This window comes from Cellvibrio sp. BR, from assembly GCF_000263355.1.
Lineage (GTDB): Bacteria > Pseudomonadota > Gammaproteobacteria > Pseudomonadales > Cellvibrionaceae > Cellvibrio.
Genome location: NZ_JH668203.1, coordinates 217981 through 236780, shown reverse-complemented (window position 1 = coordinate 236780; position 18800 = coordinate 217981). Strand labels below are relative to the sequence as shown.

Here is an 18800-nt window from a genome sequence, read left to right as displayed (position 1 = left end):
AGGTACCGGTCTGCGGATTGCGACTCGTGATCGTGCCCTGTGAATTGTCAACGAGTGTTAGCGGGAGTCCCCATGTCATCTATCAAAAAAGTAGTGTTGGCCTATTCCGGTGGCCTTGACACGTCTGTAATCGTTAAGTGGTTGCAGGAAAACTACAACTGTGAAGTGATCACCTTTACCGCTGACATTGGTCAGGGCGAAGAAGTTGAGCCGGCCCGCGCTAAAGCTGAGGCGCTAGGCGTTAAGCAAATTTACATTGACGATTTGCGCGAAGAGTTTGTCCGCGATTTCGTATTCCCTATGTTCCGCGCTAATACCATCTATGAAGGTGAGTACCTGCTCGGCACCTCTATTGCCCGCCCTTTGATTGCAAAGCGTTTGATTGAAATCGCTAATGAAGTAGGTGCAGATGCCATTTCCCACGGCGCTACCGGTAAAGGTAACGATCAGGTGCGTTTTGAATTGGGTGCCTATGCATTGAAACCCGGCATCAAAGTAATCGCCCCATGGCGAGAGTGGGATTTGACCTCCCGCGAAACCTTGATGGCGTATTGTGAGAAGCACAATATTCCGGTTGATTACTCCAAGAAGAAAAAATCACCTTACTCTATGGATGCCAACCTGCTGCATATCTCTTACGAAGGCAAGGTTCTGGAGAACCCGTGGACTGAAGCCGAAGAAGATATGTGGCGCTGGACTGTTGCCCCTGAAGCAGCTCCAGACAAGGCGACTTACCTTGAGTTGACCTATGAGAAAGGCGATATCGTTGCTATCGACGGCAAGCCAATGTCTCCTGCTACCGTACTGGCTTACCTGAATAAGGTTGGCGGTGAGAACGGTGTTGGTCGTCTGGATATCGTGGAAAACCGCTATGTGGGTATGAAATCTCGCGGCTGCTATGAAACCCCTGGTGGCACCATCATGATGCGTGCGCACCGTGCAATTGAATCTATTACTCTGGATCGCGAAGTTGCCCATTTGAAGGACAGCTTGATTCCCAAGTATGCGGACATGATTTACAACGGTTACTGGTGGAGTCCTGAGCGTCTGATGATGCAGGCGATGATCGATCAGTCACAAACTCATGTAAACGGTGATGTACGCGTGAAGCTGTACAAAGGCTCAGTGAGTGTTGTCGGTCGTCGTTCTCCCGACAGCTTGTTTGATGAAAAAATAGCGACTTTTGAAGATGATGCTGGTGCATACAACCAAAAAGATGCAGAAGGTTTCATTAAACTGAATGCATTGCGTATGCGTATTGCTGCTAACAAGGGCCGTGTGCTGAAGTAATTTCCTTTTTAACCTGCGCTCCTGTGAGCGCAGGTACTTTATTTACCTGGGTAAATAAAGTGTTCGGGTTAATTCCGTATAAATAATTTGATAAATATCAATCCTGTAACTACTTGCGTGGGACAAAATGCCACACATGAGGCAAAATGCCGCACCTTCAGTAGGGTTATAGGCTTGATGATTGCCGTGAAGCTCCGTGCGGTAAGTTGCACGGCCAGAGACAAACAAGTTTTCATTTCTCTTTAAGTAACAGGAAAGTCCTATGGGTAGTCATGCGACTGTAGCTGGGGATCCTCCAGTATACGACTTCGATATAGTACGCAAGTTCTCCATTATGACCATTGTATGGGGCATAGTGGGTATGGGCGTTGGTGTGCTTATCGCATCACAATTGGTGTGGCCAGGTTTGAATGACTTGCTGCAACCCTACACACATTTCGGCCGTTTGCGCCCCCTGCACACTAATGCAGTAATTTTTGCGTTTGGTGGCTGTGCGCTGTTTGCGACTTCTTACTACGTTGTGCAACGTACCTGTCAGACCAGTTTGTTTGGTGGTTGGTTAGTGCCATTTACTTTCTGGGGTTGGCAAGCCGTTATTGTATTGGCCGTAATTACTTTGCCGCTGGGCATGACCTCCTCTAAAGAGTATGCAGAGCTGGAATGGCCAATTGATATTCTTATTGCACTCGTTTGGATTTCTTATGCGATTGTTTTCTTCGGCACCATTGTTAAGCGTAAAACTTCCCATATTTATGTAGCTAACTGGTTCTACGGCGGCTTCATTCTTACCGTTGCCGTGCTGCATATTGTCAACAGTGCTGCAGTGCCAGTAACTCTGACCAAATCTTACTCTGCCTATGCCGGTGCTGCCGATGCTATGGTCCAATGGTGGTACGGTCACAACGCAGTAGGTTTCTTCTTGACCGCTGGCTTCCTTGGCATGATGTACTACTTTGTACCCAAACAAGCGGGTCGCCCTGTTTACTCCTATCAGTTGTCTATCGTGCATTTCTGGGCGTTGATCTCCCTTTACATATGGGCTGGTTCTCACCATTTGCATTACTCCGCTTTACCGGATTGGACTCAATCATTAGGTATGGTGATGTCATTGATTCTGTTGGCTCCAAGCTGGGGCGGTATGATCAACGGTATTATGACCCTGTCTGGCGCTTGGCATAAGCTGCGCACTGACCCAACCCTGCGCTTCCTCGTTGTTGCTTTGTCCTTCTACGGTATGTCTACCTTCGAAGGCCCAATGATGGCCATTAAAAACGTAAACGCACTCTCTCACAATACTGACTGGACTGTGGGTCACGTTCACTCTGGCGCACTCGGTTGGGTGGCAATGATTTCTATCGGCGCCCTGTACCACATGATTCCGAAACTCTTTAATCGTGAAGAAATGCACAGCGTTAAATTGATCAATATGCACTTCTGGTTGGCCACTGTGGGTACTGTTCTTTATGTAGTGGCTATGTGGATTAACGGTATCGGTCAAGGTTTGATGTGGCGTGCATTCAACCCCGATGGTTCTTTGACCTACAGCTTTATTGAAACCGTCGTGTTCAGTAAAGGGGGTTACATCATGCGTCTTATTGGTGGTGCTTTCTTCCTGACCGGTATGCTCGTGATGGCCTACAACACTTATCGCACTGTAAGCGCTTCCAAAAAAGAAGCAGCTGCAAATGCTACCCAGCCTGTTCAGGCACCAGCTGTTTAAGGGGAATGCCATGAAAGGTCATGAAATAGTTGAGAAAAATATTGGTTTGATGACTGTATTTATGGTCGTCGCTATTAGCTTCGGTGGTTTGGTGGAGATTGTTCCGCAGTTCTTCTTGAAAGAGACTACCACCCCGATCGAAGGTTTGAAGCCTTACACCGCCGTGCAGTTGGAAGGTCGTGATATCTACATTCGTGAAGGTTGCCACGTTTGCCACACCCAGATGGTGCGTCCGCTACGCGCTGAAGTCGAGCGTTATGGTCACTATTCGGTCGCCGGTGAGTCTGTGTACGAGCACCCGTTCTTGTGGGGTTCCAAGAGAACCGGTCCGGATTTGGCGCGCGTAGGTGGCCGTTATTCCGATGACTGGCATAAAGTGCATTTGTTTAACCCGCGTATTGTTGTGCCTGAGTCGATCATGCCTGCTTACCCTTGGCTGTATGACAACAAGCTCGATGGCAAACATACTGCCGCCAAAATGCGTGCTTTAGCCTCAGTGGGAGTTCCTTATACAGAGGAAGATATTGCTGGTGCTGAAGCTGCAGTTAAAGGCGTGACTGAGATGGATGCATTGGTTGCTTACTTACAGAACCTGGGCATTTTGCTCAAAGAGAAGCGTTAATGGATACGGGTACACTTGGTGCTATTTCAACCGTGTTAGTTACCATCGCCTTCTTCGGCGTGTGCTTTTGGGCTTTTTCGCCCAAGCTCAAAAAGCGCTTTGAAGAGGATGCAAAGTTACCTTTTGCGGACGATGAGCCTAACACCAAGCAGCCAGACAACAAGCAGACTGATGATCACAAGTAATCATCGATTAGGGCGGATTTAACTATGAGTACTTTTTGGAGTCTTTGGATCATTATCCTGACAGTCACCAATCTGGTGTTGCTGTTATGGATTCTTTTTGCCAATCGCAAGCGCGCGGTGGTGGGTGAAGAGAGCACGGAAGCAAAAACTACCGGCCACGAATACGATGGTATTGAGGAGTATGATAACCCTCTACCTCGGTGGTGGTTCTATATGTTCTTGCTGACATTTATATTCAGTGCTGTCTATTTGGTTATTTACCCAGGCTTGGGTTCTTATAAAGGTATAGAGTGGAAAGATACCGGAGCTTGGACCTCAGTAGGGGAGTTGCGTGGGGATCAGGCTGAGGCGGAAAAAGTCTATGCCGAAACGTATGGCGTCTACTCAAAAATGCCGATTGAAGAACTCGCCAGAAACCCTGATGCGCTCAAAATGGGCTTCCGTTTGTTTGTTAATAACTGTGCTGTTTGCCACGGTTCAGACGGTGGTGGCAACCCAGGCTTTCCGAATTTGACTGATAAAGACTGGCTCTATGGCGGCACACCAGACAAAATTCTGGAAACCTTGAATCATGGCCGTAAAGCAGCAATGCCTGCATGGGCTGCCTTGTTGGGTGAAAAAGGCATCGCGGAAACCACTGAATATGTATTGAGTTTGTCCGGTGCTGAGCATGATGCAACCAAAGCAGATGCAGGTAAAAAGCACTTTGATGTGAATTGCGCGGCTTGCCATGGTCTGGATGGTAAGGGCAACCAATTGCTGGGTGCTCCCAACCTGACGGATGATATTTGGCTTTACGGTGGCGAGCCTGCCACTATCCGCCAGACCTTGCGCCATGGCCGCAATGGTGTAATGCCGGCGCAGAAAGATCTGCTGAAAGAAGACCGTATCCATTTGCTAGCGGCCTATGTGTACAGCTTGTCGTTAGAAGACAACAACTAGATTCCGGCGAACTGGTTGTTATACAAGGAAGGCGGGCCCAGGCCTGCCTTTTTTTTCGCCCTGTTTTTTTTGATATCTGTTTAGCTCGCCCGGATTATCCGGGAGGCTAGCCAATGAGGTGGTTCCCTTGAGTGAAAAACCTGCCAGCAATTCCCCTGACAATAAGCCGTCCGAGCCAGTTATCCGCTATGTAAATCTCTACGAGGCGGATGACAAAATTTACATGCGCCGTATCACCGGTTTTTACCAGCGCCTGCGCCGTTACACAGGCGTACCCCTGATGCTGGGTTTCTTGTTATTACCCTGGTTGGTGATTGATGGTCGCCCGGCCATGTTATTTGATTTGCCTGAGCGCAAGTTCCACATTTTGTGGCTGACATTTTGGCCGCAGGATGCGATGTATCTCGCTTGGCTACTGGTAATCGCCGCCTTTTTATTGTTTACGGTAACCGTGCTGGTGGGGCGTGTATGGTGTGGTTTTACCTGCCCACAAACGGTATGGACCCAAATGTTTATCTGGGCGGAATTTGTCTGCGAGGGCGATCGTAACAAGCGCATCAAACTGGATGCCAAGCCCTGGGGTTTTGAGAAGTTGTGGCGCAAGGGCGCCAAACAATTTATTTGGATCGCGATTAGCATTATTACTTCCCTGACATTTGTGGGCTACTTCACTCCAATTCGCGAGCTGGTAGTGAGTTTCTTCACCTTTAATTTGGATCTGGTCCCTTTTTTCTGGGTTGCATTATTTGTTGGTGCTACCTATATGAACGCCGGTTTTATGCGCGAGCAGTTTTGTAAATACATCTGCCCCTACGCGCGTTTTCAAGCGGTAATGTACGATCAGGATACCCTCACTGTTTCCTACAATCCGCTGCGTGGAGAAAAGCGCGGCCCACGTAAAGTGGGTGATGACTATAAGGCGCAGGGATTGGGCGATTGTATTGACTGTTCCTGGTGTGTGCAGGTGTGTCCGGTAGATATCGATATTCGCGATGGTCTGCAGGCTGAATGTATCGATTGCGGCCTCTGCGTGGACGCCTGTAACAGCGTGATGGATAAAATGGATTATCCGCGCGGTCTGATCAGTTTCACCACCGAGGATGCAATTCAAAATGGCAAAACTAAAGTCTTCCGGCCGCGGCTGCTGGGCTATGGTTTGATGTTAACCATCATGATCTCGCTTTTTGTTTATTCGATTGCAACCCGCGTGCCGGTCGGGCTTGAAGCCCAACGTGATCGCGGTGTGCGCATGTATCGAGTAGTGGGTAGCGATATCCAGAACGTCTACACCATCAAAATCAGTAATATGGATCGCAGTACCCATACTTACGACCTGGAAGTTGAGGGTGATTATCCTTTTGTGATTGAGGGGTATCGGGCAATGCCTGCGCTGGAAGGGGAGGTGCTAACCGTACCGGTACGTGTCACTATTCCCAAATCTGAATTAAAAACGCGAAAAAGCGAAATTCGTTTCCGCGTGCGTGCACGTGAGAACCCCGAGCTTACGGCCATTAACACCACTACTTTTATTGGGCCTTAATCCTTTATTGGGCAGCGGCCTTTAACCAGATTTAACAGGTATTTTGTTATGAGTGAATTAGTCGCAGAAAATGCCAAGCCCTGGTATCGGGAGTTTTGGTTTTGGTTTGTATTCAGCCCGCTGATTTATATCATCATCATGTGCAGCATCACCGTTACCATTGCCCTCAAGGGGGCAGACGATGTGATTATCGATAATTACTACAAGGAAGGGCGCATGATCAACCAGGCACTGGAGCAGGATCAGCGTGCACGGGATTTAGGGTTGCTCGCGGATTTGCGTTTTGATCGCACCAGTGGCGATGTGATGATTAGCCTTACCAGTGCTGTGGGCGATACTGCGTCCTTGCCAGATACTATCCTGTTAATGATGGGACATCCGGTTAAGGAGGAAAAGGATCAAATTATCCACCTCAAGGCCATTGCGCCAGGCCAATATCGTGGCACTTTGGCTACTGAGCCCCAGTATTCCTGGTATCTAACGCTTTATCCTATCGGCGACATTGCCCAGCGTAAACAAGCTCCCTGGACCCTCAGTGGAGAAATTGATTTTCGTATTAGTGACAAAACCGGGTTGGCGCCACGCGTCAAATAGTCGAGTCATTCATGGCGTCACCAGCCTCCTCAGCGACTTCTGCTCAGGCTTGCTATCACTGCGGCTTGCCGGTTCCTGCTGCCAGTTATTATCCCGTACAAATTCAAGGTGAGATCCGCCTCATGTGTTGTCCCGGCTGTCAGGCGGTGGCGATGGCGATTGTGGATGGCGGTTTGGATAGTTTTTATCAGTTTCGGACTTCCACCAGTGAGCGCCCGGAAGCCTTCGGCGAATCACCACAAGGGGTAGCCCAGCGCTGGGCAATTTATGACTTACCTGAAGTGCAATCCGAGTTTGTGCTGCCGTTAGCGGGCGGCCTCAAACAGGCTAACTTGCTGCTGGAAGGTATAACTTGTGCGGCCTGTAGCTGGTTAATCGAAACCCATCTCAAACAAAATCCGGCGGTTAAATCAGTTACGGTGAACCTCACTACGCATCGCTGCATGGTGATTTGGGATGAACAGGCGCCCTTGAGCGAGATCTTCGCTGCGCTCCATGCCATTGGTTATGTGCCGCGCCCGGCAACGGACGACCAACAGCAACAATTAATTAAAAAAGAAAACCGCATCGCCTTGTTCCGTATTGGTGTCGCCGGTTTTGGCACTATGCAGGCGATGATGGTGGCGGTGGGTATGTACACCGGCGCGACGGATTTCTGGTTGGATTTTTTGCGCTGGCTGTCCATGTTAGTTGCCACCCCTGTGGTGTTTTTTTCGGCTTGGCCATTTTTCCAGGCCGCATGGCGCAGTATTCAGATGCGTCATTTAGTGATGGATGTACCGGTCGCGCTGGCGATTGGCCTTGCCTATCTGGCGAGCGTGTGGGCCACCGTCACTAGCACCGGCGAGGTGTATTTTGAATCGGTATCCATGTTCACCCTGTTTTTGTTGGTGGGGCGTTATGTGGAGTTGCGCGCGCGTCATCGCAACCGGTTGGCGTTTGGCAATCTCGCCCAACTCATGCCGTTAACCGCCTGCTGTTTGCACACGGAAAATGGCTGTGAAATCGAAGAATCAATGCCCATCAAAACCCTGCAATTGGGTGATCTTATTTTAGTTAAAGCGGGCGATACGTTTCCATGCGATGGACGGGTGGTTGCCGGTGAAAGTGCAGTTGTTGAGGCGTTGCTTACCGGTGAGTCCCAGCCCGTCACTAAAAAACCGGGTGATTCGGTGATTGCTGGCACCTTGAATAATCACAGTCCATTGAAAGTTGAAGTAACTGCGCTTGGTGCTGCCACCCAGTTGTCGGCCATTGAGCGCTTGGCCAGCCAGGCCGCTGACGATAAACCGCTACAAGTGCTGAGTGCTGACCGTATCGCGCGATTTTTTATTGCCCGTTTGTTGGTGGTTTGTGCCGCCGTATTTGCGTTTTGGTTCTGGTATCGCCCCGAGCATGCCCTTTGGGTGACACTATCGGTACTGGTGGTGACTTGCCCTTGTGCTCTGGCCTTGGCGATGCCCGCCGCACTGTCGGCAGCAACCGCCAACCTGCGTAAACGCGGGTTTTTGGTAGCGCGCGGCCACGTGATAGAAACGCTGAACAGTGTGAATCGCGTTATTTTTGATAAAACCGGCACCCTCACCAAAGGCCAGTTTGCCTTGGCGGACGTGCGGTTATTTGAATCAGTGGCGCTGTCGCGCGATAGATTGTTGGGCATAGCAGCAGCATTGGAGGCGGGCTCTAACCATCCGCTGGCGGCGGCGTTTATGCCTTGGCAAGATGTCTACACCGCAACAGCGGTGAAACAAACCACCGCGGCTGGCGTGGAAGGGCAAATTGATGGTGTGGGTTATCGCTTGGGTACTATTGAGTTTGCCGGTCAGTTTGGTTCTGCTGTAGGGACGCCCCCATTGGCCTTACCTGATGATCAACATCTTTGGTTGTTGCTCGCCAGTGAACAGCAGCCCTTGGCCTGGATAGGTTTGATCGATGAAGTGCGGCCCGATGCAGCGGCGCTTATCACCAGCCTCAAGTCGCGTGGGATTGCGGTGGAGTTGCTCAGCGGTGACCAGAGCGGCGCTGTTGCCCATCTTGCACGGAATCTCGGTATTGATGAGTTTATGGCGGGTGCCAAACCGGGCGACAAATTGTCGCACTTGAGTCAGCGTCAAGCGGCAGGTGATAAAGTACTGATGATTGGCGATGGCATCAACGATATACCGGTGTTATCCGGGGCTGATGTGTCGGTCGCTATGGCTTCCGCGTCGGATTTGGCCCAAACCCGTGCCGATGCGGTATTGCTCAATGATCGTCTGGCGGTATTGGCTGAGGCTTTGGATATAGCGCGGCGCACCAAAGGTATTATTCGCCAGAATTTGCGCTACTCGCTTGTCTATAATCTGCTCGCGTTACCCTTGGCTGCGGCGGGTATGATTCCGCCCTGGTTGGCAGCAATTGGCATGACTGCCAGTTCGCTAGTGGTGATTTTCAACGCACTGCGTTTGATGGATTAACCTCCTTTAAAACGAGTGTCTTTACTCTGGGTCTATTGATGGAAAGTCTGTATTTTTTGGTTCCCTGTGCGCTTGTATTTATCGCGCTGGCGGTAAAAGCGCTGTTTTGGGCGATCAATAATGGCCAGTACGACAATCTGGATACCGAAGCTCATCGCATACTGTTTGATGCTGAACAGCCTAAAAAAGATGACTCTGCCAAAACTGACGCAGAGAAAACAGCGGAATGAGTATTGATTGGTCGGTCATGGTCACTGCATTTTTATTGGGGCTGTTTAGCAGTGCCCATTGCATTGGTATGTGTGGCGGCATCATGGGCGCTTTGAGTATGGCGGTGCCTGCACAAGAGTCGCGACGTCGTTTTATTATCCTCTGCTCCTACAATATTGGCCGCCTGCTGAGTTATGTACTGATGGGGGGGTTGGTCGGTGTGTTTGCCCAGCAAATTACCGCCTCGGGAGGTGCTGCGTGGTTGCGTTGGCTGGCAGGGTTGCTGTTGATTGCCATGGGGCTGTATTTAGCCAACTGGTGGCATGGATTAACCTATCTGGAGTCTGCTGGCCGCTATCTATGGGCTTATCTCCAGCCTATTGGTAAAAGACTGATGCCCGTTAATCATCCCGGCAAAGGCTTATTGCTCGGCGCGCTCTGGGGGTGGTTGCCGTGTGGTTTGGTTTACTCCGCACTGGCTTACAGTATGGCGCAGGGGCACTGGGCACTGAGTGGCTTCACCATGTTGGCATTTGGCGCTGGAACCTTGCCGAGTTTACTGCTCGCGGGGTTGGCAGCCCAACAGCTTAATAGGCTATTGCAACTGCGTCATCTGCGTTGGGCTATGGCGATTATGATTATCCTCTTTGGCCTCTGGACGCTCTGGGGCTCCGGAGGGCATGGGCACCATCACAACCACCAGGAACCTGCGGCTACCGATTCACCATCCCATGAACATCACCAGCAGTCATCATCTGCGGCAGAAAACACTGACGCGCACGAACATCACCATCACTAACAAGCCTTTACAGCGCGTTGCTAGGCGCCTGAATTACCCTATGCTAAGGTGCGCGCCTGTTATCCTGAACTTAACTAGTGATTGCTGAGTCCAAGGTTTACCTGTCTGTCGTCATCTAAAGCGAGCGTCTGAGACACTATGATGAGCAAAACCCCGGGTAAAGGGTTATTGAGTACAACTGGATGTTGGTGCTTGGCGGTATTGGCCACCTTATCAGTGGCTGCCAGTGCAGAAGCGGATAAGCCTGCTATGGCAGATGATTCCAGCTGTGTACCATTTGATTCAAGTCGCGCTAAAAAACTTGCTATTACCGATGCCCATGCCCGTGTCGAAACGAATGTATTTGCCGGCATGGAAGGCAAGCGGATTCGCCATATTCAATACAACAGCCTGTCGATTTTTGATAAGGATGACCCGCGTGAAAATAACAGCCTCTATCTCTTCCTGAATAAACTACACGTCAATACACGCCCTCATGTAATTGAGGCGCAGCTGCTCTTTGAAGAGGGGCAGCCTTTGGATGTATCGCAGGTACAAGAGAGCGAGCGTATTCTGCGCAAGCGCCCCTACTTAACCAATGCTTATATTTTGCCGCTCAGTGTGTGCGATGAGCAGGTCGATTTGGTGGTCGTCACTCAAGACGCCTGGGCATTAGAGCCGCAATTTTCGGTCAGTAAGGAGTCCGAGGGAACCAACTCGGGTTTTGCTATTTCCGACGGCAACATTCTGGGGTCGGGCAATAGTCTTACTGTGGGCTATGAAGAAAACGCCCAGCGCAATTTAGTGAATTACGACTTCCGCAACCCGCATATCTTCAATTCCCAAATTGCAGTCAAGTTTTATTACGCCGATACCAGTGATGGCCGCGATACCATCATCGATGTCTCTCGCCCTTTCTATTCACTGAAGAGTCCGTGGTCTGCTGGTTTTTATACCCAGGATGTAACACTCGAAGAAACCATCCGACATATGGATGTCGAGATCAACGAATTCCAACACCAAACCATGAACAATCAGGTTTATTTTGGTATTGCGAGTGATATAAGCACCAACTATACCCAGCGCTGGTTGGTGGGTTTTTCTAACGAGGAAGATAACTTTTATCCCTCGCCTGAAACCCTGCAGGCTATCCCCGAACAACGCAAAGCGGTTTACCCCTGGGTTGAATACCAATTTCTGGAAAATCGTTTCGGTGTCTTCAAAAACGTAAACCAAATCCAGCGCCCGGAAGATATTGCACTCGGGCAAAATATGACCATGCGTGTAGGTTATGGCGGCCGCACACTAGATAATAGTGCTGATGTCATTCGCTATATAGGCACTTACACCAACGTGATGGAGGTGAGTAAACATCACATCCTGGAAGCTGGCCTTACTCTGGACGGTCGCCACTATTCGAGTTTGGATGACGTCAATACAACCATTGTCAGCTTCAATGTTAACTACAACTACTTTCAGGATGAAAAGCGCCGTTGGTACATGGGCCTTCGTTACGATCTGGGGCAGGATCTCGCCCAATACGAAGAGATAACCTTGGGTGATATTACGGGCTTGCGCGGCTATCCCACCGACTACCAGCGCGGCAATGAAAGCTATGTGTTTACCGTGGAGCATCGCTACTTCTCAGATCTCCACATTTTCAACCTGATGCGGGTCGGCACCGTGGTGTTTTTTGATATGGGCAAGGCGTGGGGCATTGAACAATATGGTTACAGCCCGCTGCTGAGCAATGTCGGTTTTGGTCTGCGTTTAAGTTCCAGCAAAGTGCGTATTGGGAACGTTGTGCATATTGATGTGGCGACCCCCACTACCGCGCGCGAAGGTTTGGGCAAATATCAAATTACCATCGGTGCGAAGCAACGCTTTTAACATTTTTATGTCGTTTATGAAAAGGTAATCTGATGCGTATTCTTCACACCATGTTGCGAGTGGGTAACTTGCAAAAATCAATCGACTTTTATACTCAAGTGTTGGGCATGAAATTATTGCGTCAGCATGATTATCCGGAAGGAAAATTTACCCTTGCGTTTGTTGGTTATGGCGATGAAGCAAACAATAGCGTGATCGAGCTAACCTATAACTATGGTGTGGAAAGTTATGATCTGGGTAAGGGCTACGGTCATATTGCTTTAGGGTGTGATGATGTTTATGCCACTTGCGACAAAATCCGTGCGAGCGGTGGAAAAATTGTGCGTGAACCGGGCCCCATGATGCACGGCACAACAATCCTCGCGTTTGTTGAAGACCCGGATGGCTACAAAATTGAATTACTTGGCATAAAGTAATTATTTTTTTATCACTCGCTACATCAAGTTTCGCTTCGGTTTTAATCTCATTTTTTAAATTAATTATTGTCTGGAGCCGGGCGCTTCTTGCGTAAACCCTTATGAAATCTTCCCTGCATGATCTACTGTTCGATAATCGTCTGGTGCATCAATTACCCGCTGATCCGGAAACTGAAAATTTTCGTCGTCAGGTTGTTGGCGCCATTTATTCGCGAGTAAATCCTACATCGGTAACTAATCCGCAACTTCTGGCGGGCGCAGCAGAAGTGGCAGCGTTAGTAGATTTGCCTGCCGCTATATTTCAACAAGCGGAATTCGCGCAGGTATTTGCGGGCAATCAATTGCTCGCTGGGATGGAGCCTCACGCCTGTTGCTACGGTGGTCATCAATTTGGGAATTGGGCAGGGCAGTTGGGCGATGGGCGCGCGATTAATTTGGGTGAAGTGATCAATAGCAAAGGCGAGCACTGGACACTGCAATTAAAAGGCGCTGGCCCCACACCTTACTCGCGCAGTGCGGATGGCTTGGCAGTATTACGCTCATCGGTGCGCGAATTTTTATGCAGTGAAGCTATGTTTCACTTGGGTGTTCCCACCACCCGTGCACTCAGTTTGGTGACTACTGGTGAAAAAGTCAGGCGCGATATGTTTTATGACGGCAACCCTGAATTTGAGCAGGGTGCGATTGTATGTCGTGTTGCGCCCAGTTTTACCCGCTTTGGTAATTTTGAAATTTTATCCGCACGCGGTGACAATCAATTATTAAAACGTTTGGCAGATTTCACCATCCGCACCGATTTTCCGCATTTATTGTCTGCCAAAAATAATGACATTGGTGTCGATATATATGTGCAGTGGTTTACTGAAGTCTGTATTGCTACAGCGCAATTGATCGCGCACTGGATGCGCGTTGGATTTGTTCATGGTGTGATGAATACAGACAATATGTCGATTCTTGGATTGACGATTGATTACGGCCCTTACGGTTGGCTGGAAGGTTATGACCCCGATTGGACTCCCAATACTACCGATGCGCAAGGTCGCCGTTATCGCTTTGGCAATCAACCGCGGATTGCGCTGTGGAATTTAACGCAATTGGCCAATGCTATTTATCCGCTCATCAATGCTGTCGAACCTTTGCAAATTGCATTAGAGCAATACCGTATTGAGTATGAGCGCTGTGCCCAGCGCGACATGGCGAGCAAATTAGGTTTATATCAATTTGACCCCGCACAGGACGAAACTCTAACAGACAATTTATTGCTCGCGCTGCAATCCGCAGAAATTGATATGACAATTTTTTATCGCCAGCTTGCGCAATATTCAGTGGATGACATTGATCAGTACAGCGATCAACAATGGTTTGATAAAGTGGCATTCGCCTATTATCAAGAGCCGACTAGGGATGCCAAAAGCACGATGATCAGTTGGTTGCGTGCGTATGGGCAGCGTTTACAGCAGGATGCGGTGTTACATAATGTGTCGGACGAAGCGCGGCGCGCACTCATGAATCGCACAAATCCCAAATATGTGTTGCGCAATTATTTGGCACAGCAGGCAATCGATAAGGCGACCCTTGGTGATGCCTCTGAAATTGAGCGATTGTTACAGCTGTTGCGCAACCCCTACGCTGAGCAGCCTGAATTTGAATCCTATTATGCCAAGAGACCTGAGTGGGCGCGGCACAAGGCCGGTTGTTCCATGCTGTCTTGCAGTTCGTAACACTGCAATTCAAAAAGCCGCACTGCAAACTCCCTATTTATATAATTCCTTTTAACCCTCGCGAGAGAAACATGATTAAAGTATTGGGCGCGGTGTTGCGCATAGTGTTACGTGGCATTTTGCTGCTGGTTGGTTTGGTTGGGGTATTACTGGGCGCTGTGTTCGGTGCGGTGTTTCTGTTGTGGCGGCGCTATAAAAGTACACCGAACCTCACTGCGCAGCAACGCGAACACATTCAAACCACTTTTTTTAATAGTGTCTTTTTACTGCTCGGTCACCTTGCCAAATCGGATGGTCGAGTCAGTGAAACGGAAGTGCAACTAACAGAAGCGTTGATGGTAAAAATGGGCCTGACGCCGGAGCATCGTCGCGAAGCCATTCGTTTATTTAAACAGGGGGCCGCAGCCGGTTTTGATTTTGATGCGACAGTTGCCGAATTTAAACAGGTCTGCGGTGTAAGCCCTAACTTGAATAACATGTTATTGGTCAATTTGGTGAATTTGGCCATGGCGGATGGTGTGCTTGATGAACAAGAAGTGCAGGTGTTACGTCAATTAGCCGAGCGCATTGGTTTTTCGCGTTTTGCTTTTGAGCAATTATTGAGAATGTTAAATGCGCAGGATGCATTTAATCGTGAACGTGGCAGCTACGGTGAAGCAGTGCGTGGCGATGAGCTAACGCTCGCGTATCAAGCCTTGGGAGTTGATAAAAGCGCGAGTGATGCGGAATTAAAAAAAGCCTATCGTAAATTAATGAGTGAGTACCACCCCGACAAACTTATCGGGCAGGGCATGCCTGAAGATATGATCAAAGCCGCTACCGAGCGCTCCCAGGAAATACAAGCTGCTTACGATCTGATTAAAAAATCCCGCCAGTAATTTTCTATTCCTTTGCAAACGGTTATAGCCTCTTGTGGGATGTAACCGTTATTTTTGTGATTCATTCCGCGCAAAAATTATAAGCAGTGACGATCGCTGCATTCTGCCTAGTCTTCCATTCAAAATCCTGCAGCCAATAAAACTGTGATTCATAAAACAACTTTATGACAACCTGTTGACAACGTTGTCCTGTTGGGTGTATTTTTCGAGCTTATGTTGGTTTTGCTATTGCTATAACAACGATAACAATGAGGTAGAAAACCAGGGATCGATAAAAAACACAGGTTTTAAAAAAACCTGCTGTTATTTTCAGCTGTAGTTCGTTTGTTTTTTTGCTGTTTCTGTGCTGTTTTTTTTGCTCTGTTTTTTTTACAGGGTTGGGCGCGTTTTTCTCCAAATTTTATTTTCTGTTTTTGAGATTTTGCTCAGGGTTTGTTATCGCCTGAAGGAATTGTTTTGCCCATAAAAAGCGCATTTTAGGGCGTTTTTTGTGAGTGAAATTGGTGCGGACGAGGGTGTGCAGGATGCTGTTAGCGGACGAAAAAATACTACAAGGAGCGCGACTTTTTGCTGATGTGGTTTTTAGTGTGCATCGCAATAAGTGTTGAGCGCATCACTGTGAGGGTATATCGGGCGTCCGTTTGGTAGGGCAGTAATTACCAAACGGCGTAATAAAAAAATTATGCTGAGGAAAGTGTCAATGAAATCCCCTAAGGTATTAAAACTATTATCAACTGTCGGGTTGCTATCAACCGCAGGTCTGTTTGCTGCTCAGGCACAGGCGTATAACTGCGCAGGTGTGGCGCCTTATCAAGCGGGCAGTACCTACGCAACGGGTGCTGTAGTACAAAATGGTGGCAGTGCATATTCGTGTACTGTTGGTGGTTGGTGCACGGTCGGTGGCCCCTATGCCCCGGGAACTGGTTGGGCATGGACAAATGCCTGGAGCGGTCTGGGTGCTTGTTCTGGTGGTACTGAAAGCTCTTCATCGGTATCCAGCGTGGCGCCAAGTTCAGTCGCCAGCTCTGCAGTGAGTCAGGTGTCCTCGGTTGCCTCATCAGTAACGTCGGTTGCCGGTTGTGCGGGTTTATCTGCCTGGAATAGCACGGCGGTTTATACCGGTGGCAACGAGGTATCGCGCAATGGCGTCAAGTATCAAGCCAAGTGGTGGACTCAAGGCCAGGACCCTGTAACAAATTCCTCAGCGGATGGTGTATGGGCAAACAAAGGTCAGTGCTCAACGTCTTCTGCCTCGTCGGTGACCAGTTCTGTGGGTAGCTCGTCTGTAGCAAGTTCAATCACTACGTCATCCTCCAGCTCTGTGGCTAGCTCTATTGCATCCAGCGTTTCAAGCAGTTCAGTAGGCTCAGCGGGCGGTAAAAAAGTAGTGGGCTATTTTGCACAGTGGGGGACTTATGCCCGGAACTACCATGTGAAAAATATTGCGACTAGTGGTTCAGCGGCACAACTCACCCATATTCTGTACGCGTTCGGTAATGTGCAGAATGGCCAGTGCGTAATTGGTGACGCTTACGCGGATTATGAGCGCGCCTACGACGCCAATTTGAGTGTTGATGGTGTTGCGGATACCTGGGACCAACCCTTGCGCGGTAGCTTCAACCAGCTGCGTAAACTGAAAAAAGCCTATCCCAACATTAAGGTTATCTGGTCATTCGGTGGCTGGACCTGGTCTGGTGGTTTTGGTCAAGCAGCCGCTAACCCAACTGCATTCGCCAATTCTTGCTACAACCTGGTGGAAGATCCACGTTGGGCTGATGTATTTGATGGTATCGACATAGATTGGGAATACCCCAATGACTGCGGTCTGACCTGCGATACCAGCGGTTTCTCGGCCTACAAAAACCTGATTCAGGCACTGCGTACCCGGTTTGGTGCCAATGCACTGGTCACCTCCGCAATTGGGGCAGCGCCTTCAAAAATCAACGCCGCTGATTATGCCGGTGCTGCGCAATACCTGGATTTCATCATGCCCATGACCTATGACTATTTCGGCGCATTTGCGGCTAAAGGGCCAACTGCCCCGCATTCAGCGCTCTATGGTTACTCTGGTATTCCCGCCGCGGAGTTCTACTCGGACGCGGCAGTACAATTGCTAAAAGCCAAAGGTATTCCTGCCAGTAAGATTCTGTTGGGTGTAGGTTTTTATGGCCGCGGCTGGTCTGGGGTAACCCAGGCAGCTCCCGGTGGTGCAGCGACTGGTGCGGCAACCGGTAGTTATGAGGCGGGCATTGAAGACTACAAAGTATTGAAAAATACCTGCCCGGCGACGGGAATTATTGGTGGCACCGCATACGCTTTCTGTGGTGGCAATTGGTGGAGTTACGACACCCCGCAAACCATGGTCGGTAAAATGGACTATGTACATCAACAAAACCTGGGCGGTACTTTCTTCTGGGAATTAAGTGGTGATACCAGTAATGGTGAATTGATCAATGTGATTGGCGAATCAATGCACTAATCCTGATCGAGTCCATGTAATTGAAAAATGGCGGCCGGTGTGGTTGCCATTTTTATGAGGCTAAAATAATAGTGTGATTATCTCTTGCCAATAAAAAACCCGATTATCTTTTGATAATCGGGTTTTTTATTAAGCGGATAAAACTTAGCCGTGGTTGATAACCATCACATCGGTATCAACAGCGGCGATCAAGCGCTCGGCGGTATTACCGCGACGGGTTTTGGTCATACCATTTTGACCCAGAGTACCCATTACAATCAGGTCAGCGCTGATTTCTTCTGCCAGGGCAGACACTACATCAGAGGTATAACCATTTTCCACATGGATCTTGTCGTTGGGCAAACCAGTCAGTGCAACCAGACGGCCGCGATCCGGGTAGCTCAGCGAGTCCAGATAACCATTGATGACGTGCAAATCGGCGCCGTAGGTATCCGCATAGAATTTGGCTTGTTCAATGATTTTTTTGTTCAGCTCAATTTGTACATCGCGCTGTGCTTGCATATTCACGGCAGCAAGAATCACTTTACGCTGTGCTTTTGCGCCCGGACGGATCAATACCACAGGGCAGTATGCGCCTTTTAACAGTTCCCACTTGGATTCAGAGAAACTGAAGCGGCTGTTGTTGGTTTTGGCGTGTACTGGCAGGTAAATCAAATCGGCATCAAAACGTTTGGCGGATTCCATGATGGATTTTTGCCACTCGCTCGACCATGAGACTTCCAATGTGTACTCGATACCGGCATTGGCCAGCGGGCTCTTGATGTTTTGTTCGAACCAGGTCAGGTCGCGGAACAGGTTATCGTTAACGGAGCGAGTATCTACCGCATCGCCATCCACAGCGACAAAGGCGTGAACCTTGGGCTTGGTGCCTTGGATTAAGGAAGAAACAATAATGGCGCGCTCAAGTGCGATGTGATGGGTGTCGTTGGGGTCAACAACAACAAACAGCTTTTGTGACTTTGACATACTGGCTCCTACTGGTTCCCTAAAAAGTTAGGTTGTTATTTTTTCGTTGGGGCTAGCATAGCAACCCCCATGGGGTTTTTACAGCGCGAAAGCCACCTGCTACAGGCGATAGC

The 18800-nt window shown here is 49.2% G+C and carries 16 protein-coding genes; 15 read left to right on the top strand and 1 reads right to left on the bottom strand.

Annotated elements, in window-relative coordinates; translation table 11 throughout:
* The first annotated feature begins 72 nt into the window (after positions 1-72).
* The 15 genes from O59_RS14170 (at position 73) to O59_RS14095 (ending at position 17721) form a co-directional block, all read left to right on the top strand.
* Positions 73-1290: an argininosuccinate synthase gene (locus O59_RS14170; protein ID WP_007643910.1), complete on the top strand. Its 1218-nt coding sequence runs from the start codon at positions 73-75 to the stop codon at positions 1288-1290.
* 262 nt (positions 1291-1552) lie between these two features.
* A complete protein-coding gene (gene ccoN / locus O59_RS14165) occupies positions 1553-3010 on the top strand; it encodes a cytochrome-c oxidase, cbb3-type subunit I (RefSeq protein ID WP_040392740.1) in 1458 nt (485 codons plus the stop codon).
* Between the two features lie 10 nt (positions 3011-3020).
* Positions 3021-3632, top strand: a complete 612-nt coding sequence (gene ccoO, locus O59_RS14160; protein ID WP_007643908.1) for a cytochrome-c oxidase, cbb3-type subunit II — start codon at positions 3021-3023, stop codon at positions 3630-3632.
* Positions 3632-3817: a CcoQ/FixQ family Cbb3-type cytochrome c oxidase assembly chaperone gene (locus O59_RS14155; protein WP_007643907.1), complete on the top strand. Its 186-nt coding sequence runs from the start codon at positions 3632-3634 to the stop codon at positions 3815-3817. Before ccoO ends, O59_RS14155 begins: the two co-directional genes overlap by 1 nt.
* Before the next feature lie 24 nt (positions 3818-3841).
* Entirely contained in the window at positions 3842-4759 is a 918-nt protein-coding gene (gene ccoP / locus O59_RS14150) for a cytochrome-c oxidase, cbb3-type subunit III (RefSeq protein ID WP_007643906.1), read from the top strand.
* 127 nt (positions 4760-4886) lie between these two features.
* Positions 4887-6299 carry a cytochrome c oxidase accessory protein CcoG gene (gene ccoG, locus O59_RS14145; protein ID WP_040392739.1) on the top strand — a complete coding sequence of 471 codons (1413 nt, stop codon included), beginning with the start codon at positions 4887-4889 and terminating at the stop codon, positions 6297-6299.
* Positions 6300-6347: 48 nt separating this feature from the next.
* Positions 6348-6893, top strand: a complete 546-nt coding sequence (locus O59_RS14140; RefSeq protein WP_007643902.1) for a FixH family protein — start codon at positions 6348-6350, stop codon at positions 6891-6893.
* An 11-nt stretch (positions 6894-6904) separates the two neighbouring features.
* Positions 6905-9349 (top strand): heavy metal translocating P-type ATPase, encoded by a 2445-nt coding sequence (locus tag O59_RS14135; RefSeq protein WP_050977077.1) that lies wholly within the window; start codon positions 6905-6907, stop codon positions 9347-9349.
* A gap of 38 nt (positions 9350-9387) precedes the next feature.
* Positions 9388-9579 carry a cbb3-type cytochrome oxidase assembly protein CcoS gene (gene ccoS / locus O59_RS14130; RefSeq protein ID WP_007643900.1) on the top strand — a complete coding sequence of 64 codons (192 nt, stop codon included), beginning with the start codon at positions 9388-9390 and terminating at the stop codon, positions 9577-9579.
* Positions 9576-10358: a sulfite exporter TauE/SafE family protein gene (locus tag O59_RS14125; RefSeq protein ID WP_007643899.1), complete on the top strand. Its 783-nt coding sequence runs from the start codon at positions 9576-9578 to the stop codon at positions 10356-10358. Before ccoS ends, O59_RS14125 begins: the two co-directional genes overlap by 4 nt.
* A gap of 138 nt (positions 10359-10496) precedes the next feature.
* A complete protein-coding gene (locus O59_RS14120; protein ID WP_007643898.1) occupies positions 10497-12227 on the top strand; it encodes a hypothetical protein in 1731 nt (576 codons plus the stop codon).
* 32 nt (positions 12228-12259) lie between these two features.
* On the top strand, positions 12260-12643 hold the full coding sequence (gene gloA, locus O59_RS14115; protein WP_007643897.1) for a lactoylglutathione lyase: 384 nt from the start codon (positions 12260-12262) through the stop codon (positions 12641-12643).
* A 101-nt stretch (positions 12644-12744) separates the two neighbouring features.
* Positions 12745-14364: a YdiU family protein gene (locus O59_RS14110; protein WP_040392737.1), complete on the top strand. Its 1620-nt coding sequence runs from the start codon at positions 12745-12747 to the stop codon at positions 14362-14364.
* 71 nt (positions 14365-14435) lie between these two features.
* Positions 14436-15242, top strand: coding sequence for a co-chaperone DjlA (djlA, locus tag O59_RS14105; RefSeq protein ID WP_007643895.1), 807 nt, complete (start codon positions 14436-14438; stop codon positions 15240-15242).
* A gap of 700 nt (positions 15243-15942) precedes the next feature.
* Positions 15943-17721, top strand: a complete 1779-nt coding sequence (locus O59_RS14095) for a glycosyl hydrolase family 18 protein (RefSeq protein WP_007643892.1) — start codon at positions 15943-15945, stop codon at positions 17719-17721.
* Positions 17722-17865: 144 nt separating this feature from the next.
* Here the strand turns inward: O59_RS14095 and O59_RS14090 are convergent, their stop codons facing one another.
* Positions 17866-18687 (bottom strand): universal stress protein, encoded by an 822-nt coding sequence (locus O59_RS14090; RefSeq protein ID WP_007643891.1) that lies wholly within the window; start codon positions 18685-18687, stop codon positions 17866-17868.
* Between the last annotated feature and the right edge of the window lie 113 nt (positions 18688-18800).

What these genes read in the sequence shown, in the direction of transcription:
- O59_RS14095 (WP_007643892.1), top strand. Translation starts at nt 15,943, where the DNA reads ATGAAATCCCCTAAGGTATTAAAACTATTATCAACTGTCGGGTTGCTA.
- O59_RS14135 (WP_050977077.1), top strand. Translation starts at nt 6,905, where the DNA reads ATGGCGTCACCAGCCTCCTCAGCGACTTCTGCTCAGGCTTGCTATCAC.
- O59_RS14110 (WP_040392737.1), top strand. Translation starts at nt 12,745, where the DNA reads ATGAAATCTTCCCTGCATGATCTACTGTTCGATAATCGTCTGGTGCAT.
- O59_RS14120 (WP_007643898.1), top strand. Translation starts at nt 10,497, where the DNA reads ATGATGAGCAAAACCCCGGGTAAAGGGTTATTGAGTACAACTGGATGT.
- djlA (WP_007643895.1), top strand. Translation starts at nt 14,436, where the DNA reads ATGATTAAAGTATTGGGCGCGGTGTTGCGCATAGTGTTACGTGGCATT.
- O59_RS14140 (WP_007643902.1), top strand. Translation starts at nt 6,348, where the DNA reads ATGAGTGAATTAGTCGCAGAAAATGCCAAGCCCTGGTATCGGGAGTTT.
- ccoO (WP_007643908.1), top strand. Translation starts at nt 3,021, where the DNA reads ATGAAAGGTCATGAAATAGTTGAGAAAAATATTGGTTTGATGACTGTA.
- O59_RS14170 (WP_007643910.1), top strand. Translation starts at nt 73, where the DNA reads ATGTCATCTATCAAAAAAGTAGTGTTGGCCTATTCCGGTGGCCTTGAC.
- ccoS (WP_007643900.1), top strand. Translation starts at nt 9,388, where the DNA reads ATGGAAAGTCTGTATTTTTTGGTTCCCTGTGCGCTTGTATTTATCGCG.
- O59_RS14090 (WP_007643891.1), bottom strand. Translation starts at nt 18,687, where the DNA reads ATGTCAAAGTCACAAAAGCTGTTTGTTGTTGTTGACCCCAACGACACC.
- gloA (WP_007643897.1), top strand. Translation starts at nt 12,260, where the DNA reads ATGCGTATTCTTCACACCATGTTGCGAGTGGGTAACTTGCAAAAATCA.
- ccoN (WP_040392740.1), top strand. Translation starts at nt 1,553, where the DNA reads ATGGGTAGTCATGCGACTGTAGCTGGGGATCCTCCAGTATACGACTTC.
- O59_RS14155 (WP_007643907.1), top strand. Translation starts at nt 3,632, where the DNA reads ATGGATACGGGTACACTTGGTGCTATTTCAACCGTGTTAGTTACCATC.
- O59_RS14125 (WP_007643899.1), top strand. Translation starts at nt 9,576, where the DNA reads ATGAGTATTGATTGGTCGGTCATGGTCACTGCATTTTTATTGGGGCTG.
- ccoP (WP_007643906.1), top strand. Translation starts at nt 3,842, where the DNA reads ATGAGTACTTTTTGGAGTCTTTGGATCATTATCCTGACAGTCACCAAT.